Annotated in this window: 18 protein-coding genes and 2 tRNA genes; 7 read left to right on the top strand and 13 right to left on the bottom strand. The window is 72.0% G+C overall.

What is annotated here, in order from left to right:
• Positions 1-99: 99 nt before the first annotated feature.
• Positions 100-354: a cell division protein CrgA gene (gene crgA / locus EAO73_RS33860; protein WP_132900543.1), complete on the top strand. Its 255-nt coding sequence runs from the start codon at positions 100-102 to the stop codon at positions 352-354.
• Positions 355-673: 319 nt separating this feature from the next.
• Here the strand turns inward: crgA and EAO73_RS33855 are convergent, their stop codons facing one another.
• Positions 674-1,573 (bottom strand): rhomboid family intramembrane serine protease, encoded by a 900-nt coding sequence (locus EAO73_RS33855; protein ID WP_147975458.1) that lies wholly within the window; start codon positions 1,571-1,573, stop codon positions 674-676.
• A 167-nt stretch (positions 1,574-1,740) separates the two neighbouring features.
• Positions 1,741-2,268, bottom strand: coding sequence for a peptidylprolyl isomerase (locus EAO73_RS33850; RefSeq protein ID WP_147975271.1), 528 nt, complete (start codon positions 2,266-2,268; stop codon positions 1,741-1,743).
• Positions 2,269-2,665: 397 nt separating this feature from the next.
• Between EAO73_RS33850 and EAO73_RS33845 the strand changes: the two genes are divergently transcribed.
• Entirely contained in the window at positions 2,666-3,403 is a 738-nt protein-coding gene (locus tag EAO73_RS33845) for a DUF5324 family protein (RefSeq protein WP_147975270.1), read from the top strand.
• Positions 3,404-3,564: 161 nt separating this feature from the next.
• Complete coding sequence (locus EAO73_RS33840) at positions 3,565-4,272, top strand: response regulator transcription factor (RefSeq protein WP_147975269.1); 708 nt, start codon at positions 3,565-3,567, stop codon at positions 4,270-4,272.
• Here the strand turns inward: EAO73_RS33840 and EAO73_RS33835 are convergent.
• The 6 genes from EAO73_RS33835 to EAO73_RS33810 all read right to left on the bottom strand — a co-directional run bounded on the left by EAO73_RS33835 (position 4,258) and on the right by EAO73_RS33810 (position 9,990).
• Positions 4,258-5,916 carry a sensor histidine kinase gene (locus EAO73_RS33835; protein WP_147975268.1) on the bottom strand — a complete coding sequence of 553 codons (1,659 nt, stop codon included), beginning with the start codon at positions 5,914-5,916 and terminating at the stop codon, positions 4,258-4,260. The two genes, EAO73_RS33840 and EAO73_RS33835, sit on opposite strands and share 15 nt — an antisense overlap.
• A 16-nt stretch (positions 5,917-5,932) precedes the next feature.
• A complete protein-coding gene (locus EAO73_RS33830) occupies positions 5,933-7,225 on the bottom strand; it encodes an ABC transporter permease (RefSeq protein WP_147975267.1) in 1,293 nt (430 codons plus the stop codon).
• Complete coding sequence (locus tag EAO73_RS33825) at positions 7,222-7,971, bottom strand: ABC transporter ATP-binding protein (RefSeq protein ID WP_224756557.1); 750 nt, start codon at positions 7,969-7,971, stop codon at positions 7,222-7,224. The genes EAO73_RS33830 and EAO73_RS33825 overlap by 4 nt, the downstream gene beginning before the upstream one ends.
• Positions 7,968-9,155: a peptidoglycan-binding protein gene (locus tag EAO73_RS33820; protein WP_224756556.1), complete on the bottom strand. Its 1,188-nt coding sequence runs from the start codon at positions 9,153-9,155 to the stop codon at positions 7,968-7,970. The genes EAO73_RS33825 and EAO73_RS33820 overlap by 4 nt, the downstream gene beginning before the upstream one ends.
• A gap of 12 nt (positions 9,156-9,167) precedes the next feature.
• On the bottom strand, positions 9,168-9,740 hold the full coding sequence (locus tag EAO73_RS33815) for a hypothetical protein (RefSeq protein ID WP_147975265.1): 573 nt from the start codon (positions 9,738-9,740) through the stop codon (positions 9,168-9,170).
• A gap of 177 nt (positions 9,741-9,917) precedes the next feature.
• Positions 9,918-9,990: transfer RNA gene (locus EAO73_RS33810), tRNA-Ala, on the bottom strand.
• Between the two features lie 169 nt (positions 9,991-10,159).
• On the opposite strand from EAO73_RS33810, the gene EAO73_RS33805 reads away from it, so the two are divergent.
• Together EAO73_RS33805 and EAO73_RS33800 are read left to right on the top strand one after the other, a co-directional pair.
• Entirely contained in the window at positions 10,160-10,708 is a 549-nt protein-coding gene (locus tag EAO73_RS33805) for a helix-turn-helix domain-containing protein (protein WP_147975264.1), read from the top strand.
• Between the two features lie 58 nt (positions 10,709-10,766).
• A complete protein-coding gene (locus tag EAO73_RS33800; RefSeq protein ID WP_147975263.1) occupies positions 10,767-12,245 on the top strand; it encodes a serine/threonine protein kinase in 1,479 nt (492 codons plus the stop codon).
• Positions 12,246-12,262: 17 nt separating this feature from the next.
• Here the strand turns inward: EAO73_RS33800 and EAO73_RS33795 are convergent, their stop codons facing one another.
• The 3 genes from EAO73_RS33795 to EAO73_RS36980 form a co-directional block, all read right to left on the bottom strand.
• A complete protein-coding gene (locus tag EAO73_RS33795) occupies positions 12,263-13,600 on the bottom strand; it encodes a hypothetical protein (protein WP_147975456.1) in 1,338 nt (445 codons plus the stop codon).
• 17 nt (positions 13,601-13,617) lie between these two features.
• Positions 13,618-15,522, bottom strand: a complete 1,905-nt coding sequence (locus EAO73_RS33790; protein WP_147975455.1) for a vWA domain-containing protein — start codon at positions 15,520-15,522, stop codon at positions 13,618-13,620.
• A 192-nt stretch (positions 15,523-15,714) separates the two neighbouring features.
• On the bottom strand, positions 15,715-15,849 hold the full coding sequence (locus tag EAO73_RS36980; protein WP_003958712.1) for a DLW-39 family protein: 135 nt from the start codon (positions 15,847-15,849) through the stop codon (positions 15,715-15,717).
• Between the two features lie 307 nt (positions 15,850-16,156).
• On the opposite strand from EAO73_RS36980, the gene EAO73_RS33780 reads away from it, so the two are divergent.
• Both EAO73_RS33780 and EAO73_RS33775 read left to right on the top strand, forming a co-directional pair.
• Positions 16,157-16,537: a DUF6344 domain-containing protein gene (locus EAO73_RS33780; RefSeq protein WP_147975262.1), complete on the top strand. Its 381-nt coding sequence runs from the start codon at positions 16,157-16,159 to the stop codon at positions 16,535-16,537.
• A gap of 177 nt (positions 16,538-16,714) precedes the next feature.
• Positions 16,715-17,044, top strand: a complete 330-nt coding sequence (locus tag EAO73_RS33775; protein ID WP_147975261.1) for an SCO4225 family membrane protein — start codon at positions 16,715-16,717, stop codon at positions 17,042-17,044.
• 72 nt (positions 17,045-17,116) lie between these two features.
• Here the strand turns inward: EAO73_RS33775 and EAO73_RS33770 are convergent.
• Both EAO73_RS33770 and EAO73_RS33765 read right to left on the bottom strand, forming a co-directional pair.
• Positions 17,117-17,193: transfer RNA gene (locus EAO73_RS33770), tRNA-Ile, on the bottom strand.
• Positions 17,194-17,269: 76 nt separating this feature from the next.
• Positions 17,270-17,869 (bottom strand): DUF3566 domain-containing protein, encoded by a 600-nt coding sequence (locus EAO73_RS33765; RefSeq protein ID WP_147975260.1) that lies wholly within the window; start codon positions 17,867-17,869, stop codon positions 17,270-17,272.
• Positions 17,870-17,906 lie beyond the last annotated feature (37 nt).

Raw genomic sequence — 17,906 nt, 5'->3', positions numbered from 1 at the left:
CGGACGCCCGGGGGAGGCCACATTCCCCCTCGCGCCCAGCCCCGGCGCCAGCCACAGTTCCCTGCGCGGTCACGCAGCGCATCGACAGGAGAGTTCCTCGTGCCGAAGTCACGTATCCGCAAGAAGGCCGACTTCACGCCGCCTCCGGCGAAGCAGGCGACCAACATAAAGCTGACCAATCGCAGCTGGGTCGCGCCGGTGATGCTGGCGCTGTTCCTGATCGGTCTGGCCTGGATCGTCGTTTTCTACGTGACCGACGGCGACCTGCCGGTCGAGTCGCTGGGGAACTGGAACATCGTCGTCGGCTTCGGCTTCATCGCCGGCGGCTTCGGCGTCTCCACCCAGTGGAAGTAGCCCGCGCGACCGCGTAGACCACAGATCGCCCCGGGTTCGCAACCCCTGCCCTGAGTTACCCACAGCGTTATCCACAGGTGGGGGAAAAGGTCAGACGATCTGTGGATAACTCTCCGGCCGTTGACGCCGGTGTGACTGCAGCCGCCTCCACTCGGAGGCGGAACGCCCCTTGTCCCGACTGGAAAAACCCAGCTCAGGGACAGGGGGCACAGTTGTGCCCGCACTATGCACAAGATCGGGATCACGCTGTGGAATCCTGTGGACAACTTCGGTCACAAATGGTCCACAACCGTTCTGTGGAGGATGCCGGAGGCGGCCTCTAGGCCAGGGCGGCCGTTCTGGTCACCACGATCAGGACGGTGGCCAGCAGGACCAGGGCACAGGTCCCGAACTGCACCAGGTCACGCCGCTCGCGCGGGGCGTGCAGCATGCCGATCGCGATCAGCACTCCGGCGACCAGTCCCCCGACATGCGCCTGCCAGGCGATCCCGCCCCAGGGGTTGAAGGTGATCACCAGGTTGAGCGCGAGAATCATGAAGACCGGGCGCATGTCGTAGTTCAGCCGGCGCATCAGCACGATGGTCGCGCCGAGCAGACCGAAGATGGCGCCGGACGCACCCAGCGAGGGCTGGTTCGGCTCCGCGAGCCAGTAGGTCAGCGCACCGCCCGCCAACCCCGAGAGCAGATACAGCGCGAGGTAGCGGACCCGGCCCAGCACGGCTTCGAGCGGTCCGCCCAACCACCACAGCCCCAGCATGTTGAAGGCGATGTGCCACACCTCCTGGTGCAGGAACATCGACGTCACCAGCCTGTACCACTGGCCCTCGGCGATGCCCTCGGGCGGACCCCCGTAGTAGAAGTTGGCCCGGCCGAGCAGCACCAGCTTGTCGAGCAGCGCGTCGTCGGCGAGCACCGCGATGAACACCGCGACATTGATCCCCAGCAGGATCTTGGTGATCAGCCGGGGATCGGCCGCCACGGCGCCGCCGGCCAGCGTGCGCGGCCGGGCCGCGGACGCGCCGTGTCCCGTACCGGACCCCTGGCGGACGCAGTCCGGGCACTGGAAGCCGACCGACGCGCTGACCATGCAGTCCGGGCAGATAGGTCGGTCGCAGCGGACGCACCGGACCGCCGTCTCGCGGTCCGGGTGGCGATAGCAGACGACCGGTCCCTCCACCGGCGGAGGCGGCCCGGACGCACCCGGCGGCTGCTGGTCCATCGGTCCCATGGCTTCCCGGTCCCCTCGGTCCTCGTCGTTCGGTGCTCGTCGTCGCGAGGACGCACACGGCACCGCCCCGCGCGTCCGTTCTGTCATGGGATACGGACGAGCGGGGCGGTTGGTTCCCGAACGCGGAACCGGAGAGTGACCGGGTGGTGACGCAGGGCTCAGCGCTTCTCGACGGCGACCGACTCGATGACGACGTCCTGCACCGGGCGGTCGGTACGCGCGTTGGTCGCGGTGCCGGCGATGGCGTCCACCACCTGCCGGCTCCTGGCGTCCGCCACCTCGCCGAAGATGGTGTGCTTGTTGGTCAGCCAGGCTGTCGGCGAGACCGTGATGAAGAACTGCGAGCCATTGGTGCCGGGGCCCGAGTTGGCCATGGCGAGCAGATACGGCTTGGTGAAGGCGAGATCGGGGTGGAACTCGTCCGCGAACTTGTAGCCGGGACCGCCCGTGCCGTTGCCCAGCGGATCGCCGCCCTGAATCATGAAGCCGTCGATCACGCGGTGGAAGACGGTGCCGTCGTACAGCCGGGCCGTACTCTTCTCACCGGTCTCCGGGTTGGTCCACTCGCGCTCACCGCTGGCGAGCTCGACGAAGTTCCTGACCGTCTTGGGAGCGTGGTTCGGCAGGAGCCGGATCTCGATGTCGCCCTGGTTGGTCTTCAAGGTGGCGTAAAGCTGCTCGGCCACGATCTGCCTTCCGTGAGTCTGCCCATGTGCTCTGCGCGGCTGCGCTGCGCGTCGGCCCGCTCCGGCATCCGGCCCGGCCCCGACGCCCCGATCCTCGCACGGGCCACCCCGGCGGCGGCCGAGGCGAGCGCCGGGCGCCCGCCGCGCCGCCCGGCGCGGCGGATGCCGCCATGCGCGTGCCGAACCCGCCGCCATGCGCGTGCCGAAGAGACGCATGGCGGGCCGGAGCGTGGCATGGTCGGCGCAAGGCTCCCCTTGCACCACATCACCCGGGACATCCTTTGTATGCCGTATGACCCGGATGCCCGCCCCACGTGCCCCACCGGCACCGCGCAGGCATGATCTCGAAATGGGTGGAAAGGCGGAGTACCAACCCGCCACCAAGGAGGAGGATCCCGTGACCCGCATCGACAGCGTGCGTGCCGCAACCGACTCGGCGAGGGACAGCGTGCAGCACGCCGCGGACGTGGTGGCGCCCTACGCCGACTCGGCCAAGGAACAAGCCGTTCACTATGCGCACGAGGCCCGCACGCTGCTCGCACCGAAGGTGTCGAAGGCAGCCAAGCAGGCCCGTGTCCAGTACGGCGCGCACGTCGCCCCCCGTATCGAACTCGCCCTCACGCATGTACCCCCGAAGGTCGACGAAGTCGCCCAGCGCGCCGCGCTCCGCACCCGTCAGGCCGCCCGCAGCGCCGCGGACTACACCGTCCCCCGCATCGAGACCGCCAGGGCCGCCGCCCAGCCGGTGGCCGAGGAGGCGGCGGCCCGCAGCGCCGCCGCTGTCGCCGCCCTGCGCGGGCAGGTCACGGCCAAGCAGATCCGCAAGCTGGCCCGCAAGCACGAGCGGCGGGCCAGGGCCGGCAAGGCGTTCAAGGGCCTGGCCGTGACCGGCATCCTCGTGGGCGCCGGCTACGCGGTGTGGCGCTGGTGGGACAAGCAGGCCAACCCCGAGTGGCTGGTCGAGCCGCCGGCCCCCACCGAGGTCGACGACCGCGCCCCGCTGTCCTCCGTCGACGGCAGCCCGAACGCGTCGACGATCCTGGACCCCGAGGTCGAGGCCAAGCAGGCCGACGCCGAGGCGGGCGAGGACGGTCCGGACGTCCTGGGCGGCCCGGACCGGGACGACCGCGCCTGATCCGTACCGGCCGGAAGGCACGGCGGACACCGCTGCACAGCACGCGCGCCGGGACGGGCGCCGGAGGACCTTGAGGTCTCCGGCGCCCGTCCGCGTACCCGGCTTCGGACCACTGTTCTGTACTACCGTTCGGATACCGGCGGGACATGGTGGGGGGAACGGTGAGCGCTCGCATTCTGGTCGCCGAGGACGACGTGAAGCAGTCACGTCTGATCCGGATCTATCTCGAAAGAGAAGGACACGCGGTCCAGGTGGTCGCGGACGGACGGGCGGCGCTGGAACGAGCCCGGTCGGCCCGGCCCGACCTGATCGTTCTCGATGTGATGCTTCCGCTGGTCGACGGCCTCGATGTGTGCCGCATTCTGCGCACCGAATCGGACGTGCCGATCCTGCTCCTCACCGCCCGGGTGGCCGAGGAGGACATGCTCCTCGGCCTCGATCTCGGCGGCGACGACTACCTCACCAAGCCGTACAGCCCCCGCGAACTGACCGCCCGGGTGCGGGCGCTGCTGCGCCGCTCCGGGAAGCCGGGCGGCACCGACGGACCCGTGGTGCTGCGGGTGGGCGAGGTGGAGCTGGACACCGCGCGCTTCGAGGTCCGGGTGGCGGGACGACCGGTGGAACTCACCGCGAAGGAGTTCTCCATCCTGGAGACGCTCGCCCGGGAACCCGGCCGGGTCTTCACCCGCGCCCAGATCATCGAGCGCGTCTTCGGTTTCGACCATGACGTGCTGGAGAGGACCGTCGACGCGCATGTGATGAACATGCGGCGGAAGCTGGGAACGGACCCGGGCGGCCCCCGCCACGTGGAGACGGTGTACGGGCGCGGCTACCGGCTCGCGGACGGCACGGTCTCAGCGTCCTCCTGACGCTTCACCCTCCGCCGGGGATTGACCGGCCCCCACCGCGGGAAGCGCGACCGCGAACGTCGTCCCCTCGCCGACCGTGCTGCGCACCTCGATGGTGCCCCCGTGGTCGGCGACGATCTGGCGGGCTATGGACAGGCCCAGGCCGCTGCCGCCGGTGGCACGGTCCCGCGAGGCGTCCGCCCGCCAGAACCGGTCGAAGAGCCGGGGCAGGTCCTGGGCCGCGATCCCGGTGCCGGTGTCGCGTACCTCCACGACGGCCCGTTCGCCGTGGTGGAGCAGGGCCAGGGTCACCGTGCCGCCGGGAGCGGTGGCGCGCAGCGCGTTGCCGAGGAGGTTGCCGACGACCTGGCGCAGCCGGTCCGGATCGGCGCGCGCGTACACAGGGCGCGGCGCCTCCAGAGTCAGCGTGATGCCGCCCGTCCGGGCCTGGGGGAGGCGGGCACGGTGGCTCGTCTCCAGCAGCTCGCGCAGATCGACATCGGCGTGGTGGTAGGCGAGCGCCCCGGCCTCGGCCAGCGCGAGGTCCCGCAGGTCGTCCACGATCCGCTGCTGCAACAGCGCCTCCTCGTGGAGGGATTCGAGCAGGTCCGGAGTAGGCTCCACGACCCCGTCGCGCAGGGCCTCCAGATAGCCGCGCAGGTTGGCCAGCGGGGTGCGCAGCTCGTGCGCGATGTCGCCGGTCAGACGGCGCTGGTGCTCCTCGCTCGCCTGCAACGAGTCGGCCATGCGGTTGAAGGCGCCGCCGAGCCGCGCGATCTCGTCCCGGCCGGCTGCCGGGACCCGGTGCCCGAGGTCTCCCCCGCCGAGCCCCTGCGCGGCGAGCGTCAGGGCGCGTACGGGGCGCAGTACGGCCCTGCTCAGCAGCAGCCCGCCCAGGATGACCGCGAGGGCGACGCCCGCCGCCGCGGCCGCGGTGGGCGCGACGGCAAGCGTGGGCGGCGACTCGTCCCGGAAGCCGAGCCGGACCTCCAGACGCGGCGGGGCCACGGCGGCGGTGCGGGCGTTGAAGACCCGCTGCAGACACGCGGCGAACCGTTCCTCGGACTCGCACGGCCGCAGCGCGTCCAGGTCGCGCGGGGTCAGCGCGTCGTACGCGTCCGCCGGCTCCGCGCACTCGGCCGGTCTGTGGTCCGTACGCGCCTCCGGCACCCCCAAGGCGCCCGTACCGGCCTCCACCTCGGCCCCCGCACGCGTCAGACAGGCCGCGTCGGCCGCGTGCGCACGGTAGGCGGAGATGGCGGTGGCGGTCTGCTTCATCGAGGCCCGCCGGACCTGGCCCCCGGGCAGCCGCAGCACGGGGCGCGCGTCGACCGGGACCGGCGGCCGGCCGCTCACCGCGCGCGGGGTGCGGCCGGCCAGGGCGTCGGAGTCGGCGAGCAGCGCGTCGGCCTCCGTGCTGACCCGGATGCGCTGGCCGGTGTCCTTCGCGAGCGCCGCGACCGTCGGCGCCAGCCCGTCCCAGGTGCCGTGCGCGAGGCCGTACGCACGCAGCTTCCCGGCGATGCGGGAGGTGTCCTGCTCGCCGGCCGTGACGGTCTCCCGCACCTGGCGGTTGGCCTGGCGCAGGGTCAGCCAGGCGGTGGCCGCCGTGGCGGTCATCGCGATCAGCATCAGCAGGCCGAGGGCCCGGAACCGGAAGCTCACCCCGCCCCCTCTCTTTTCATGTGCCCGCCAGCGCCTGGGTCGGCGACAGCTTGCTGGCCCGTACTGCCGGATACAACCCGGCGACCATGCCGATGACCAGGGTCGAGCCGATGCCCGCCGCGCTCGCCCACGCCGGGACGACCGTCGGCCAGTCGCGGCTGAGGGCGTATCCCGAGGTGATCAGCGTCCCCAGCACCGTCCCGGCGAGCCCGCCGATGAGCGACAGGAGCAGGGACTCCATCACGAACTGCGTACGGATCTGCGCCCGGGTCGCCCCGAGCGCGCGACGCAGCCCGATCTCGGTACGCCGTTCCAGCACGGAGATCACCATGGTGTTGCCGACGCCGACCCCGCCGACCAGCAGGGCGACCCCGCCGAGGCCGAGCAGCAGGCCGGTCAGCGCGGTCTCGGTGGCCTCACGTGCGGCGAGCGCGTCGGAGGGACGCGAGATGCGCACCTCGCCGGGCTTCTCGGGGTACACCGTGGCCGGAAGCACCTGCCGCACGGCGGCGACCCGGCTGTCCTCCGCGCGTACGTAGACCGTGGACGGGTGCCCGTCGAAGCCGAGGTACGTACGGGCGGCGGGGCCGCCGACGAGGACGGCGCCATCGAGTTCCGGAGCGAGCGGCACCGGGTCGAGGACGCCGATCAGCGAGAACCACCGGCCGCCGGTCCAGACCCGTGTCCCGGGCCGGTACACGTCCAGCCGCTGGGCGGCCGTGGCTCCGAGCACCACCGCCGGGTACTTCTCGGTGGCGGAGTCCAGCCAGCGGCCCTCGCGGACGCGACCGCCGACGGCGGGCAGCAGCCCGGTGTCGGCTGCGAGGACGCTCAGGGAGCCGGTGCGTCCGATGGCGATGCGTTCGTTGCGGTAGATGTGCGCCCCGGTCTCGCCGGTGGCCGCCACCTGCCTGACCGGCGGGATGCGGCGGACCATCGCCACGGCCTCCTGGGGCAGTTCGGCCTTCTCGCCGGCCAGGGACTCGCCGGGGGCCACCCGCAGCAGGTTGGTGCCGAGCGCGTCGAGCCTGCGGTCCACCTCGGCCTGGCCCGAGCCAGAGATGCCGACGACCGCGATCATGGCGGCGACCCCGATGGCGATCCCGAGGGCCGAGAGGAAGACCCGCACGGGCCGGGTGCGCAGCCCGGTTCCGCCGAGCCGTACGACGTCGGCGGGGCGCAGCCGGGTGGATCGCAGTGGGGACCGGCTACGGCTGCCCCCGCGGTTTCGGGCGGCCCCGGACGGGAACGGCGAGGGGGCATCGGCCCCTTCCCCGGCCGGCCCGCGCGTATGCGTGCGATCCGTCATCGGCGCACCCCCATCGTCGCGTTACGGGTCAGGTCCCCGGTCAGCCGCCCGTCGCGCATCTCGATGCGGCGGGGGAGCCCGGCCGCGATCTCCCGGTCATGGGTGATGACGACGACGGTTGTGCCCGCCGCGTGCAGCCCGTGCAGCAGATCGAGGACGGCGGCCCCGGAAGCGGAGTCCAGATTTCCGGTCGGCTCGTCCGCCAGCAGCACGGAGGGTTGGCCGATCACCGCACGGGCGACCGCGACCCGCTGCCGTTCACCGCCGGAGAGCTGGTGCGGAAGGTGGTGGACCCGGTGGCCGAGCCCGACTTGGTCCAGCGCGGCGGCTGCCCTGGCCCTGCGCCTGCGCAACGGCACCCCCGCGTAGAGCAGACCGTCCCCGACGGCGTCCAGCACCGGGACACCGACCGCCAGATGGAACTGCTGGAAGACGAAGCCGATCCGGGTGGCCCGCAGCGCGGAGACCTCCCGGTCGGACAGCTTCGCCACGTCGTGGCCGTCGATCAGGACGCGGCCGGAGGACGGCCGGTCGAGGCTGCCCATCAGATGGAGCATGCTCGACTTGCCGGAACCCGACGGGCCGACCACGGCGATCAGCTCCCCGCGCCCGATCCGCAGACTCACATCACGGACCGCGCTCACGCCGCCCGGATACGTCTTGGAGACCGCGTCGAACTCCACGACCGCCGCGGAGTCCCGGATCACCGGCGCCGAGCCCCCGTTCACCGCGGAATCCCCGCTCACTCCGGAATCCTCACCTTCAGGCCCTCGCGGACCGCCGGCCCGCTCACCTCCACGTCCCCGTCCGCGAACAGTCCGGTCCTGACCGCCACGAAGGTGCCGTCCGCCTTCTCCAGGCCGTGGCCGCCCTCCGCGAGCGCGACCAGCGCGGCGACGGGGACGGTCAGCACGTTCTCGGCCTGCCGCCCCACGTACTCGACGGTGACGGGCCCGCTCTCCCATTTCCCCACGGCCTTCTGGTCCTTGATCGTGAGGGTCACCGGCACTGTGGCCGCCCGCTCGCCCCCGTCGCCGCCTCCCCCGGCCGCGTCCGCCTGCTTCCCCACGGACGCCACCCGGCCCTTCACCGGGGTCTCGTCGGGCAGCCGGATCGTGACGGCCGCTCCGCGCACCGCCCACGAGGCCTCGGTGGCCGAGGCGTTGACGACAACCTTGCGGGTCGTGCCGGTGTACGGGAGAGCGCCTTCTCCGGCGGCGTCGCCCAGCCGGACGCCCGGCCGGCCGACGCGTATCCGCCCCGCGCTGTAGATGACGTCCCCGACGCCGACCGTGCCGGTCTGCGGCAGGCCGAGCGACTTCTGCCAGCGCTCGACCGCTGCGGCGGTGCCGGCCGTGAACGTCTCGTCCACCGTGAAGCCGGTGTAGCCGAGGGCGGCGAGGTTGGTCTCGAACTGCATGACGTCCATGCCGTGAACCGCCGCGGGAGCCTCGGGCACCGCCTGCTCGTCCTTTCCGTCCTTCTGGTCCTCCCCTTCCGCCTCCGCCGCCTCCGTCGCAGAGGCTGAGGGGGAGGAGGAGCCGGAAGGGGCCGGTCCGAGGTCCCGGTACATCGGCAGCGCCCCGTACAGCAGCACCGTCGGGCGGTCGTCGACGCGCAGCAGCGTGTCACCGCGCTCCATGGAGGTACCGGCTTCGGGCAGCCAGGTCACCGTGCCCGTCGCCCTGACCGGCAGCGGTATCTCGGATCCGTACCCCAAGGTGCCGTCCACTGTGGTGCGTTCGGTCAGTGTGGCCCGGGTGACCGGGACGGTCGAACCGGTCCTGGGCGGGGCGGCCGGGCTCCCGTCCCCGCCGCCGCCGAGCCCGAGAGCCCCGGCCACGGCGACCGCCGCCACGACAGCCGCACCGATGACGACGAGAAACGTCCGCCGTCCGCGGGCCCCGCGCCCTTCATCGAGGTCTGTCACCGTATCCACCGCTCAGCCCTTGCCCGGTCCCGCGCTCTCGGGGACCCCGATGACCGGACCGCAGACCCGAGCGGCCCGCTTCGCACCGGCCGCGCTCTGGTCCCACTCGCCCTGTCCGAGGCCGTCGGGGCCGGGGTCGGGGAAGTCGGCGGCGCCGTTCTTCTGCATACAGGCGGCGTACTCGCGCTTCACCTTGATCTGCTCGGCCGAGAGTGTGGGCTGGTTGCCCTTCTCGATGCTCTCGGGCACGGCCGACACATAGGAGGCGCACTTCTCCTGGGCGGCCGTGAACTTCGGGTCCTGCTTCAGCGCGCGCCGCTGGTCGCCCTCGCCGAGGTCGATGGTCCCCTTCGCGTCGGGGTCCGGCGCGTCCACGCCGTGTTCCCGCAGGCACTTCACGTACGCGCGCTGCGCCTTCACGTACGCGGCCACGTCGTCCGCGCCCTTTCCCCCCTCGGCCGGGGCCGACACCTGTCCGCCACCGGCCGTCGGGACCTCCGCGCCCCCGTCGCCGCTGCCGCAGCCCGCCAGCACGAAGGCCATGACCGAGGCCGCGACGGCCGGCCGTACCCGGTTCGTCCTCATCGTTCTCCCGCTCTCCCTGTGGGGCCCGGCCGCGGGCGCGACGGGCAGGGCGACGGTAGGAGCGGAACGATGAAGAACCTTTGAAGAACCTGTCCGGCAGCCGTGCGGTCCGTCCCAGGCATATGCAAAGAGGCCCCCTGAACTGCGTTTCCGCAGTTCAGGGGGCCTCTGGGGATGTGGAGCCTAGGAGATTCGAACTCCTGACATCTGCCTTGCAAAGGCAGCGCTCTACCAACTGAGCTAAGGCCCCGACAGCACGCAGCTCCGAACGCCTCGACGTTCGGGCCACCGCCGCAGAACAGAGTACCGGCTCACCCCCGTGTTCCTGCAAAAATACGGGGACTCCCGGTGCGCGACCACTCTCCGTAAGATGCTGGTCGAGGTTCGCAGCAGCGAAGCCGATGCGAAGGGGAGACGCAATGGATGCAGCGCAGCAAGAGGCGACGGCCAGAGCCAGAGACCTTCAGCGCAGTTGGTACGGAGAGCCGTTGGGGGCGCTCTTCCGCCGTCTGATCGACGATCTCGGTCTCAACCAGGCCCGGCTCGCCGCGGCACTCGGACTGTCCGCTCCCATGCTCTCCCAGCTCATGAGCGGTCAGCGCGCGAAGATCGGCAACCCGGCGGTCGTCCAGCGCGTCCAGGCACTCCAGGAACTCGCCGGTCAGGTCGCCGACGGCAGCGTCAGCGCGGGGGAGGCAACAGACCGCATGGAGGAGATCAAGAAGTCCCAGGGCGGCTCGGTGCTTTCGGGCACCGGTCAGACCACCGCCAGCGGCGGGGCACCCACCGTGCGCCGCGTGGTCCGGGAGATCCAGTCGCTGCTGCGCTCGGTCGCGGCCGCCGGTGACATCATCGATGCGGCGGACTCCCTCGCCCCGACGCACCCGGAACTGGCAGAGTTCCTCAAGGTGTACGGAGCGGGGCGCACCGCGGAAGCGGTCGCGCACTACGAGAGCCACCAGAGCTAGGTTCCCGCGCGACACGGGGGAACGGGCCGGAACAGGAACGGGGAGCGAGCGCAGCGCCATGGGTGAGGTCTTCGCCGGACGGTACGAACTGGTCGATCCGATCGGACGCGGTGGGGTCGGTGCCGTGTGGCGCGCCTGGGACCACCGGCGCCGCCGCTATGTGGCGGCCAAGGTGCTGCAACAGAGCGACGCGCACACGCTGCTCCGCTTCGTCCGCGAACAGGCGCTGCGCATCGAGCATCCCCATGTGCTGGCGCCGGCCAGCTGGGCCGCCGACGACGACCAGGTGCTGTTCACCATGGACCTCGTCAGCGGCGGCTCGCTCGCCCATGTCATCGGCGACTACGGCCCGTTGCCCCCTCGGTTCGTCTGCACCCTGCTCGACCAGCTGTTGTCCGGCCTCTCGACGGTGCACGCCGAGGGCGTCGTGCACCGGGACATCAAACCCGCCAACATCCTTATGGAAGCGACCGGCCGGGGCCGGCCGCACCTGCGCCTGTCCGACTTCGGCATCTCCATGCGCAAGGGCGAGCCCCGTCTCACCGAGACGAACTACGTGGTGGGGACGCTGGGTTACTTCGCGCCCGAGCAGATGATGGGAGCGGAACCGGACTTCCCCGCCGACCTCTTCGCCGTCGGCCTGGTCGCCCTCTATCTGCTCCAGGGCACCAAGCCCGACTCCCAGGACCTCATCGAGAGCTTCGCCGCGCACGGTACGCCGAGCGCCCCCGACGGCGTCCCGGAGCCGTTGTGGCAGGTCATCGCGGGGCTCCTGCAGCCGGACCCGCAGGACCGTTTCCGTACCGCCACGGGGGCGCGCAAGGCCCTGAACGCCGCCGTGGAGATGCTCCCCGAACCCTCGGACGACGATGAGCCGGTGGAGGTCTTCGACCAGATCGGCCCGCTGCCCGAGGGCTTCGGCCCCGACGGGCCGGAGCGGTCGGGCCGGACGCCGGGGCCGCACACGCCGGACCCCCGGCCCACCGGTCAGCAGGCCCCGTCCCAGGCGTCCCCGGTCATCCCGGCCCCGGAAACCCGGGCCCCGGAAGCCCCGGCTCCCCAGCCCCCTTCGCCCCAGTCCACCGGCCCGCAGTCCACCGGCCCGCAGCCCGGCGGGCCGTTCGCCCCGCAGCCGGGCGTACAGCAGCCGCAGCCCTACCCGTCCGCGCCCGCATCCATGTCCGAGACGGGCAGCTTCCACCTTCCGCCTCCCGAGCCGGCCCTTCCCGCGCACCAGGCTCCGCAAACCGCCGCGCCGGCGGCCTCATACGGCTATCCCGGCCCGGCACCGGCCGGATACGCCGCCCCCTACGCGGACCCGGCGCACGCCCCCGCACCCGGACCTCACGACCAGTCCCTCACCCGCCCCTACACGGCCCCCCAGCAGGGCGCCCCCTTCCAGGGAGCCCAGGGAGCCCAGGGATCGGCTCCCGCCCCGCGCACGCGACCGGGACCGTCCCCGAAGGTGGCGGTCCCGGTCCTGCTGGTGGCGCTGGTCTGCTTCGCCGTGGGCATCTGGGCGCTGACCCAGGTCTGAGGAGGACCCGGCCCCGGCTACCAGGCCTGGGGCGGGCCACCGTACGGATACTGACCGCCGCCGGTGGGCGCGGCGGGTACGGCGACCGCGCGGCGCCGCGCGATCAGCGTCCAGGCGCCGATCCAGAGCACCAGCACGGCGCCCGCGCCGATCCCGGCCGCCGCGACCAGCTTCATCGTGCCGCTGGTCCTGTCGGCGGCCGCGGCCTGCGCGCCGTTCCGCCCCTCCCGCGCCGCGTCCTTGTCGCCCTGGGTCACGGCGAAGATCCCGGCATCACCCTTGTACGGCGCCTTGGCCGCCTGTCCCTTCACGCTGATCTGGAGCGACAGTGTGATCGGCTTGTCGCCGTACGCCTGCGCGACCTGCGGGCTCAGCGAGACGGAGAGGTAGTACCAGCCGGCGAACCTCATGCCGCCGGTGTCGTCGCTGGAGTCGTACCGGTTCTTGTACGCGACCGGGGGCAGAGGGTCGAGGGAGACGGAGGAAGGCTTTCCCGAATACGACATCGGCGACACCTCGTCGACGTGCCCCAGGACGGGATTCTCCAGTGACATCGCCAGCGCACTGCTGACGTACGCGTTCTTCGCGGACGTGCTGTTGCTCAGCCCGGCCGTGGCGAAGAGCTGCTGCCCCCAGTCCACCGGGACCCGGTAGAAGAGGGTCTGGCCGGGCTCGATCCGGTCCTTCCACTCGCCGGTCTCCAAGCTCGTGGCGTCGTAGTAACCGGCGCCCCCGTGCCGGGTGTTGTCCGTGGCCGCGGCCGGCGGCGGCGGCGACGAGGACGGCCAGGACGACGGGGCCGAGGTCGGCTCGGACGAGGGGTCCGCGAGCTGCGGCTCGGAGACGTAGCGCAGCTCCAGGTCCCACTCCCCCCGGTCGGACGTCTCCTTGCTCTCCCGCTCGACGAGCACGTAGTACGTACCGGCCTCCTTGCAGCTGCCGTCCTTGTCGACGCGCCGGGAGGCGTAGGCGGCGATGGGACGCGGGTACTGCGCGGACCCGAAGACGGCGTCCTGCGAACTGCACTGGTCGTCCGAGCTGTCCCGGACGCTGATCGTGATGCCGTCCCCGTACGCCACCTTGCTGCCGGCCTTCGGCACGACGACGGCGGAGACATAGGCGTTCGTCCTCGCGTCCAGGTTCAGCCGGTAGTAGAGCTTCTGCTCGCCCGAGATCCTGCTCCTGTAGACGGTGGCCGGCTTCAGCGCCACCGCGTCGGCGCTGACCTCCTCGCCGGTGACCGGCCGGGCGTCCGGATCGAAGGTGTACGTGCCGCCCTCGCCCGCCGCGTACGCCTGTCCGGGCAGCGCCGCCACCGCGAACACCGCCGCCACCGCCGCCAGCGCCCTTCGCATCCTGCTGCGCCGACTCATCACGCGCTTCCCCTCGTCATCCGTGCGGCTGCCCCGCGGCGACCGCGTACATATACGAACACGGCCAGGACCACGGCCATGGCGGCAGCCCCCGCGCCCGCGGCCGCAACGACGGCCCATCCTGCCCCTCCCGCATCACCGCTGTCTGCGGAGGCGGCGGAATCGCCCCGCTTGTCCGCACCGCCGGCGTTCCCGCCCGGCTTCTCCGCGACCGTCGGGGCGTCGTCGCCCGGACCGGTGCGTTCCTCGCCCAGCACCGCCACCCGCAGCACCACCCCGATCTCCGGGTTCTCCGCGATCTCGGCGGCGCTCGCGCCCAGGGTCACCGAGATGTAGAAGTCGCCCCTGATGTGCACCGGCTGGACCTCGGAGCGGTTCTCGTAGCGGTTGGTCCAGGCGACCGGGACGCCGCCCATCCGGACCGCCGCGGGCCTGCCGTCGTACATCGTGCCCGCCCGGAACTCGCCGCCCCCGCCGAGCGGGTGGCGGGCCGGTGTGTAGAGCCGGCTGGCACCGTACGAGTACGTTCCCCCGGGCCGGTCCACCGTGGGCTCGTTCGCGAACTCCACGTCGTACACCACCTGCTGGCCCCAGCCCGCCGGGACCTTGTACCAGAGCGTCTGCGACGGCAGGATCCGGTCGCGCCACACGCCCCGGCCGAGTTCCCGCGCGTCGTTGAAGCCGGTGCCGCCGCGCACCTCGCGCGGATCACCGGTGGGCAGGGTGGCGCTCCCGCCCTCGCCGTACTCCGCCTGCGACTGCGCGGGCGTCACGCCGTCCGCCAGGGGCTCCTCGACCCCGTACACCAGCTCCAGGGGCCAACGCGCCGCGTCCGAGCCCTTCTTGCTCGCCCGCTCCACCACGAGCCGGTAGCGGCCCGCACCGTCGCAGTCACGGCCACCGTCCGCCGAGGGGACCCGGGCGACGGCGGCCGTCAGCGGCACCGCCCCCTCCTTCTGCAGGAAGCGCTCGGTGTTCGCCGCGCAGTACCCGTGCTCGGAGTGCTCGATCCTGGTGGTCAGCGCGTCGAACGCGTCGACGGCCGCCCCCGGTTGCGGGACCGCGGTCGCGGCGAAGTCCGCCGTGGAGGCGTCGTCGAGGTCCACCGCGTAGTACCGCTTCTCGCCCGGCCCGATGGTGTCCAGGTACTGCCCGGGAGCCAGCACGGGTGCCCGGTCGGCCGTGGCCGCGCCCGCCACCCGACGGCCCTTCAGTCGGTAGCCGTCCGCGGAGAGCTGGGCCGCGCGCTGGAGCTGACGGGCCAGCGCATCGGCGTCCGGCGCGTCGTAGTAGCGGCCGTTTCCCGCGTACGCGATGCACTCCAGCTGTTCGCGGGCCGGGCCCTTCACCTGGAAGCCGACGGTGTCGATCCGCAGCCCGAGCCCTTCCCTGCCGAGCTGTTCCGCAACCTCGCAGGGCGCCGGCGCACCGCAGTTGTCCTCGCCGTCCGAGACCAGCAGGATCGTGCGCGTGCCGATGGCGCCGCCCGCCGGCTCCGGCAGGTCGTCGGCCGCCCTGCGCAGCGAGAGCCCGATGGGGGTGTCGCCCCGGGGCCGCACCCCCGCGACCGCCCGCTTCAGCGCCTCCCGGTCGAGCTCGCGCACCGGCTGGACGAGCCGGGTGTCCGTGCAGCCGCGCGGCCGGTCGGCGCCGTAGACCCGCAGCCCGGTCGGATGCCCGTCCGGCAGCCCGTCGACCACGGTGGAGACAGCCGCGCGGGCGCTCTCCATCCGGGTGCGCCCGGTGCCGTCGTCGTCCCCCATGGAACCGGAGGAGTCGAGCACCATGACCAGACTGCTGTTGCCGCCCGACCGTGCGGCCGCCGGTGCCCCCTGTGCGTCCGGTGTCACCGCCGGGGCCGGCAGCGCGCCCGCCACCAGGGCGAACAGCGCCCCACCGATCAATGTCCCCACCCGCACACCGCTGCGGTGATGGCCTGTCCCCACCCGTGCCCCCTCGACCGAACAGCCGTCCTCTTTGCTCAAGCAAGTTATTGATTTGCTTGAGTGAACTCAAGAGCACAGCTGTCACGGTCCCGCAACAGCACGAAGCCCCGGCCGCGTCGGCGACCGGGGCTCGTTCCAGGCTGTTCCGTCTCAGACACCCGAACCTGCGGGCACGGAGTCGGTCGCCTCCGTCCACAGATCCTGCTCGGCGCGATCCGCCTGGATCTGGCGGTACACGAGGAGCCCGCCGATGGCGGCCAGTGCGACCAGGAGAAGCTTCTTCACCGCGCGACCTCGTCTTTCGTTGGCGTAGGGGACTTCTGGCGCCCGACTATACACACCGGCCGATATCGACCGGTGACCTCCCCGCAACCCAATTGGCGCCTGTGAAGGTGCGATCGGCGCCGCTCCGTGCGTACCCGTCCATTCGCCCCGCGAGCGGCCTGCCGGGAAGCCCGGGACGGCCGGTTGAACCATAAGAGTGGTGTTCATCTGAAGATCGGCGCGTGCGCGGCGTCGGTCCACGAAATCGCGGGCCGGATCCACATCATCGGAAAGGTAAGCAAACCGGACCACCCGAAAGTGAGGGGCCATGAGCACCTTCAAGGCCAAGAGCATCTGGACCGCCTTCATCACCGCCTTCTTCGCCCTCCTCGCGTCGCTGGGCCTCGCGAGCTCCACCACCGCCGCCGCCGCGGAAGCCACGAACACGAACACGGAGCCGGCGGCGACGACCCAGGAGCACGCCCCCGCGGCCCGCGCAACCGCGACCGGTCCTTCGGTGCGATGGACCCTTCCGCGTGACCGGGCCCTGCCGCCGACGATGAAGCAGCGCATCCGCGCCGAGGCCCACGGCTCCTCACCCGCCACCCGGCATCTGTCGTCCGACGCGAAGAACACCGTGAACACCACCGGAACCGCCCGCACCTCGCACGGCACCACGGCGCAGGACGCCTCGCTCCTCCCACCGTGACAGCGCCGCCGCTGATCCCCTGAGCCCCCGGGCCGGTGCACACCGGACGGGGGCTTTCCCGTGCGCCCGCACATCCACACACCCCGAATGAGTAGCGGTACTCACGCCCGGCGGACGGCCGGCCACAAGCATGAGAAGCACACAGCACGCCAGAAACGCTTCTTCCGGGGGGAATCCATGCACGCTCGCACTCGCGCCCTGTTCCGTCTGACCTTCGCCAACCCCGTCTCCGCGGTCTACCTGGGGATCGTCGGCGCCTCCGTCCTGTCCGAGGTGCTCGTCGCGACGTTCGGGGACCCGGGCATCGTCGGGATCTGGCCGTTCCTGCTGACCGCCCCCGCCTCCCTGCTGTTCACGATGCTGGGCGTCGATGTCTGGGGCACCACCGAGGCCTCGTACTGGTACGTGACCGCGGGGATCGCCGCCGGCGCCCTGGTCCAAGCGTTCGTCCTCGGCGCGCTCGCCGAGACACTGCGCGGCCGCCTGCGCCGCACAGCCACGAGATGACACCCCGTCTTCCGGGACGACGTCCTGGAACGGCGAAGGCCCCCCACCGTTTCCGGTGGAGGGCCTTCGTGCTGGTGGGGCTAACAGGATTTGAACCTGTGGCCTCATCCTTATCAGGGATGCGCTCTAACCAACTGAGCTATAGCCCCGCCGCGCTTTTCCGTCGCGCTGACTTCTGAAGATTAGCGCACGTCGGGGCCAGTCCCAAAATCGATACCCGCCGGGCTACTCGTCCTCGGCCAGCGTCAGCTCGACACCACCCACGAAGCCCGCCGACAGGTTGTAGATGAAGGCGCCCAGTGTCGCCAGCGCGGTGGCGAGGACCACGTCGATCACCGCGATGACCGAGGTGAAGACGAGGACCCTCGGCAGCGAAAGGAACGCCTGCAGGTCGAAGCCGTTGCCCTCGTTGGAACCCGTCGCCTCGCTGATGGTGCCGCCCACGGTGGAGAAGACGCCCATCGCGTCCATCACCATCCACAGGACCGCCGACGCCACCACCGTGCAGATGCCGAGCGCGATGGACAGCAGGAAGCTGACCTTCATCACCGACCACGGATCGGCCTTGGCGACCCGCAGGCGCGCCTTGCGGGTACGCGGAGTGGTCCGCGCCCCCGTCCGCGGCTTGCGGGCCGTCTGGGCGGCCCCCATGCCCTGCTGGCCGCCGTAGGTCCGCCCGCCGCCCTGGGGTCCGCCCGGAGGCGCGGGGTAGGCCTGCGGCGGGTGGTACGGGCCCGCCTGGCCCGGTGCGGGTTCCCGCTCGCCGGGCAGCGGCCCGGTCGCGTAACCCTCGTACTGGGGCTGAGGGCCCCGGGTATCCGTCACAGTGCCCCCTTGGGAGTCCGTGGCGGGGCCACGGGCA

Source organism: Streptomyces sp. col6 (assembly GCF_008042035.1).
Lineage (GTDB): Bacteria > Actinomycetota > Actinomycetes > Streptomycetales > Streptomycetaceae > Streptomyces.
The sequence above is the reverse complement of the archived record's forward strand: the minus strand, read 5'-3'. Positions and strand labels throughout refer to the sequence as shown.

Coding starts and splice junctions, on each gene's coding strand:
- EAO73_RS33830 (WP_147975267.1), bottom strand. CDS start 7,225: ATGACGGATCGCACGCATACGCGCGGGCCGGCCGGGGAAGGGGCCGAT.
- EAO73_RS33805 (WP_147975264.1), top strand. CDS start 10,160: ATGGATGCAGCGCAGCAAGAGGCGACGGCCAGAGCCAGAGACCTTCAG.
- EAO73_RS33775 (WP_147975261.1), top strand. CDS start 16,715: ATGCACGCTCGCACTCGCGCCCTGTTCCGTCTGACCTTCGCCAACCCC.
- EAO73_RS33855 (WP_147975458.1), bottom strand. CDS start 1,573: ATGGACCAGCAGCCGCCGGGTGCGTCCGGGCCGCCTCCGCCGGTGGAG.
- EAO73_RS33800 (WP_147975263.1), top strand. CDS start 10,767: ATGGGTGAGGTCTTCGCCGGACGGTACGAACTGGTCGATCCGATCGGA.
- EAO73_RS33780 (WP_147975262.1), top strand. CDS start 16,157: ATGAGCACCTTCAAGGCCAAGAGCATCTGGACCGCCTTCATCACCGCC.
- EAO73_RS33815 (WP_147975265.1), bottom strand. CDS start 9,740: ATGAGGACGAACCGGGTACGGCCGGCCGTCGCGGCCTCGGTCATGGCC.
- EAO73_RS33795 (WP_147975456.1), bottom strand. CDS start 13,600: ATGCGAAGGGCGCTGGCGGCGGTGGCGGCGGTGTTCGCGGTGGCGGCG.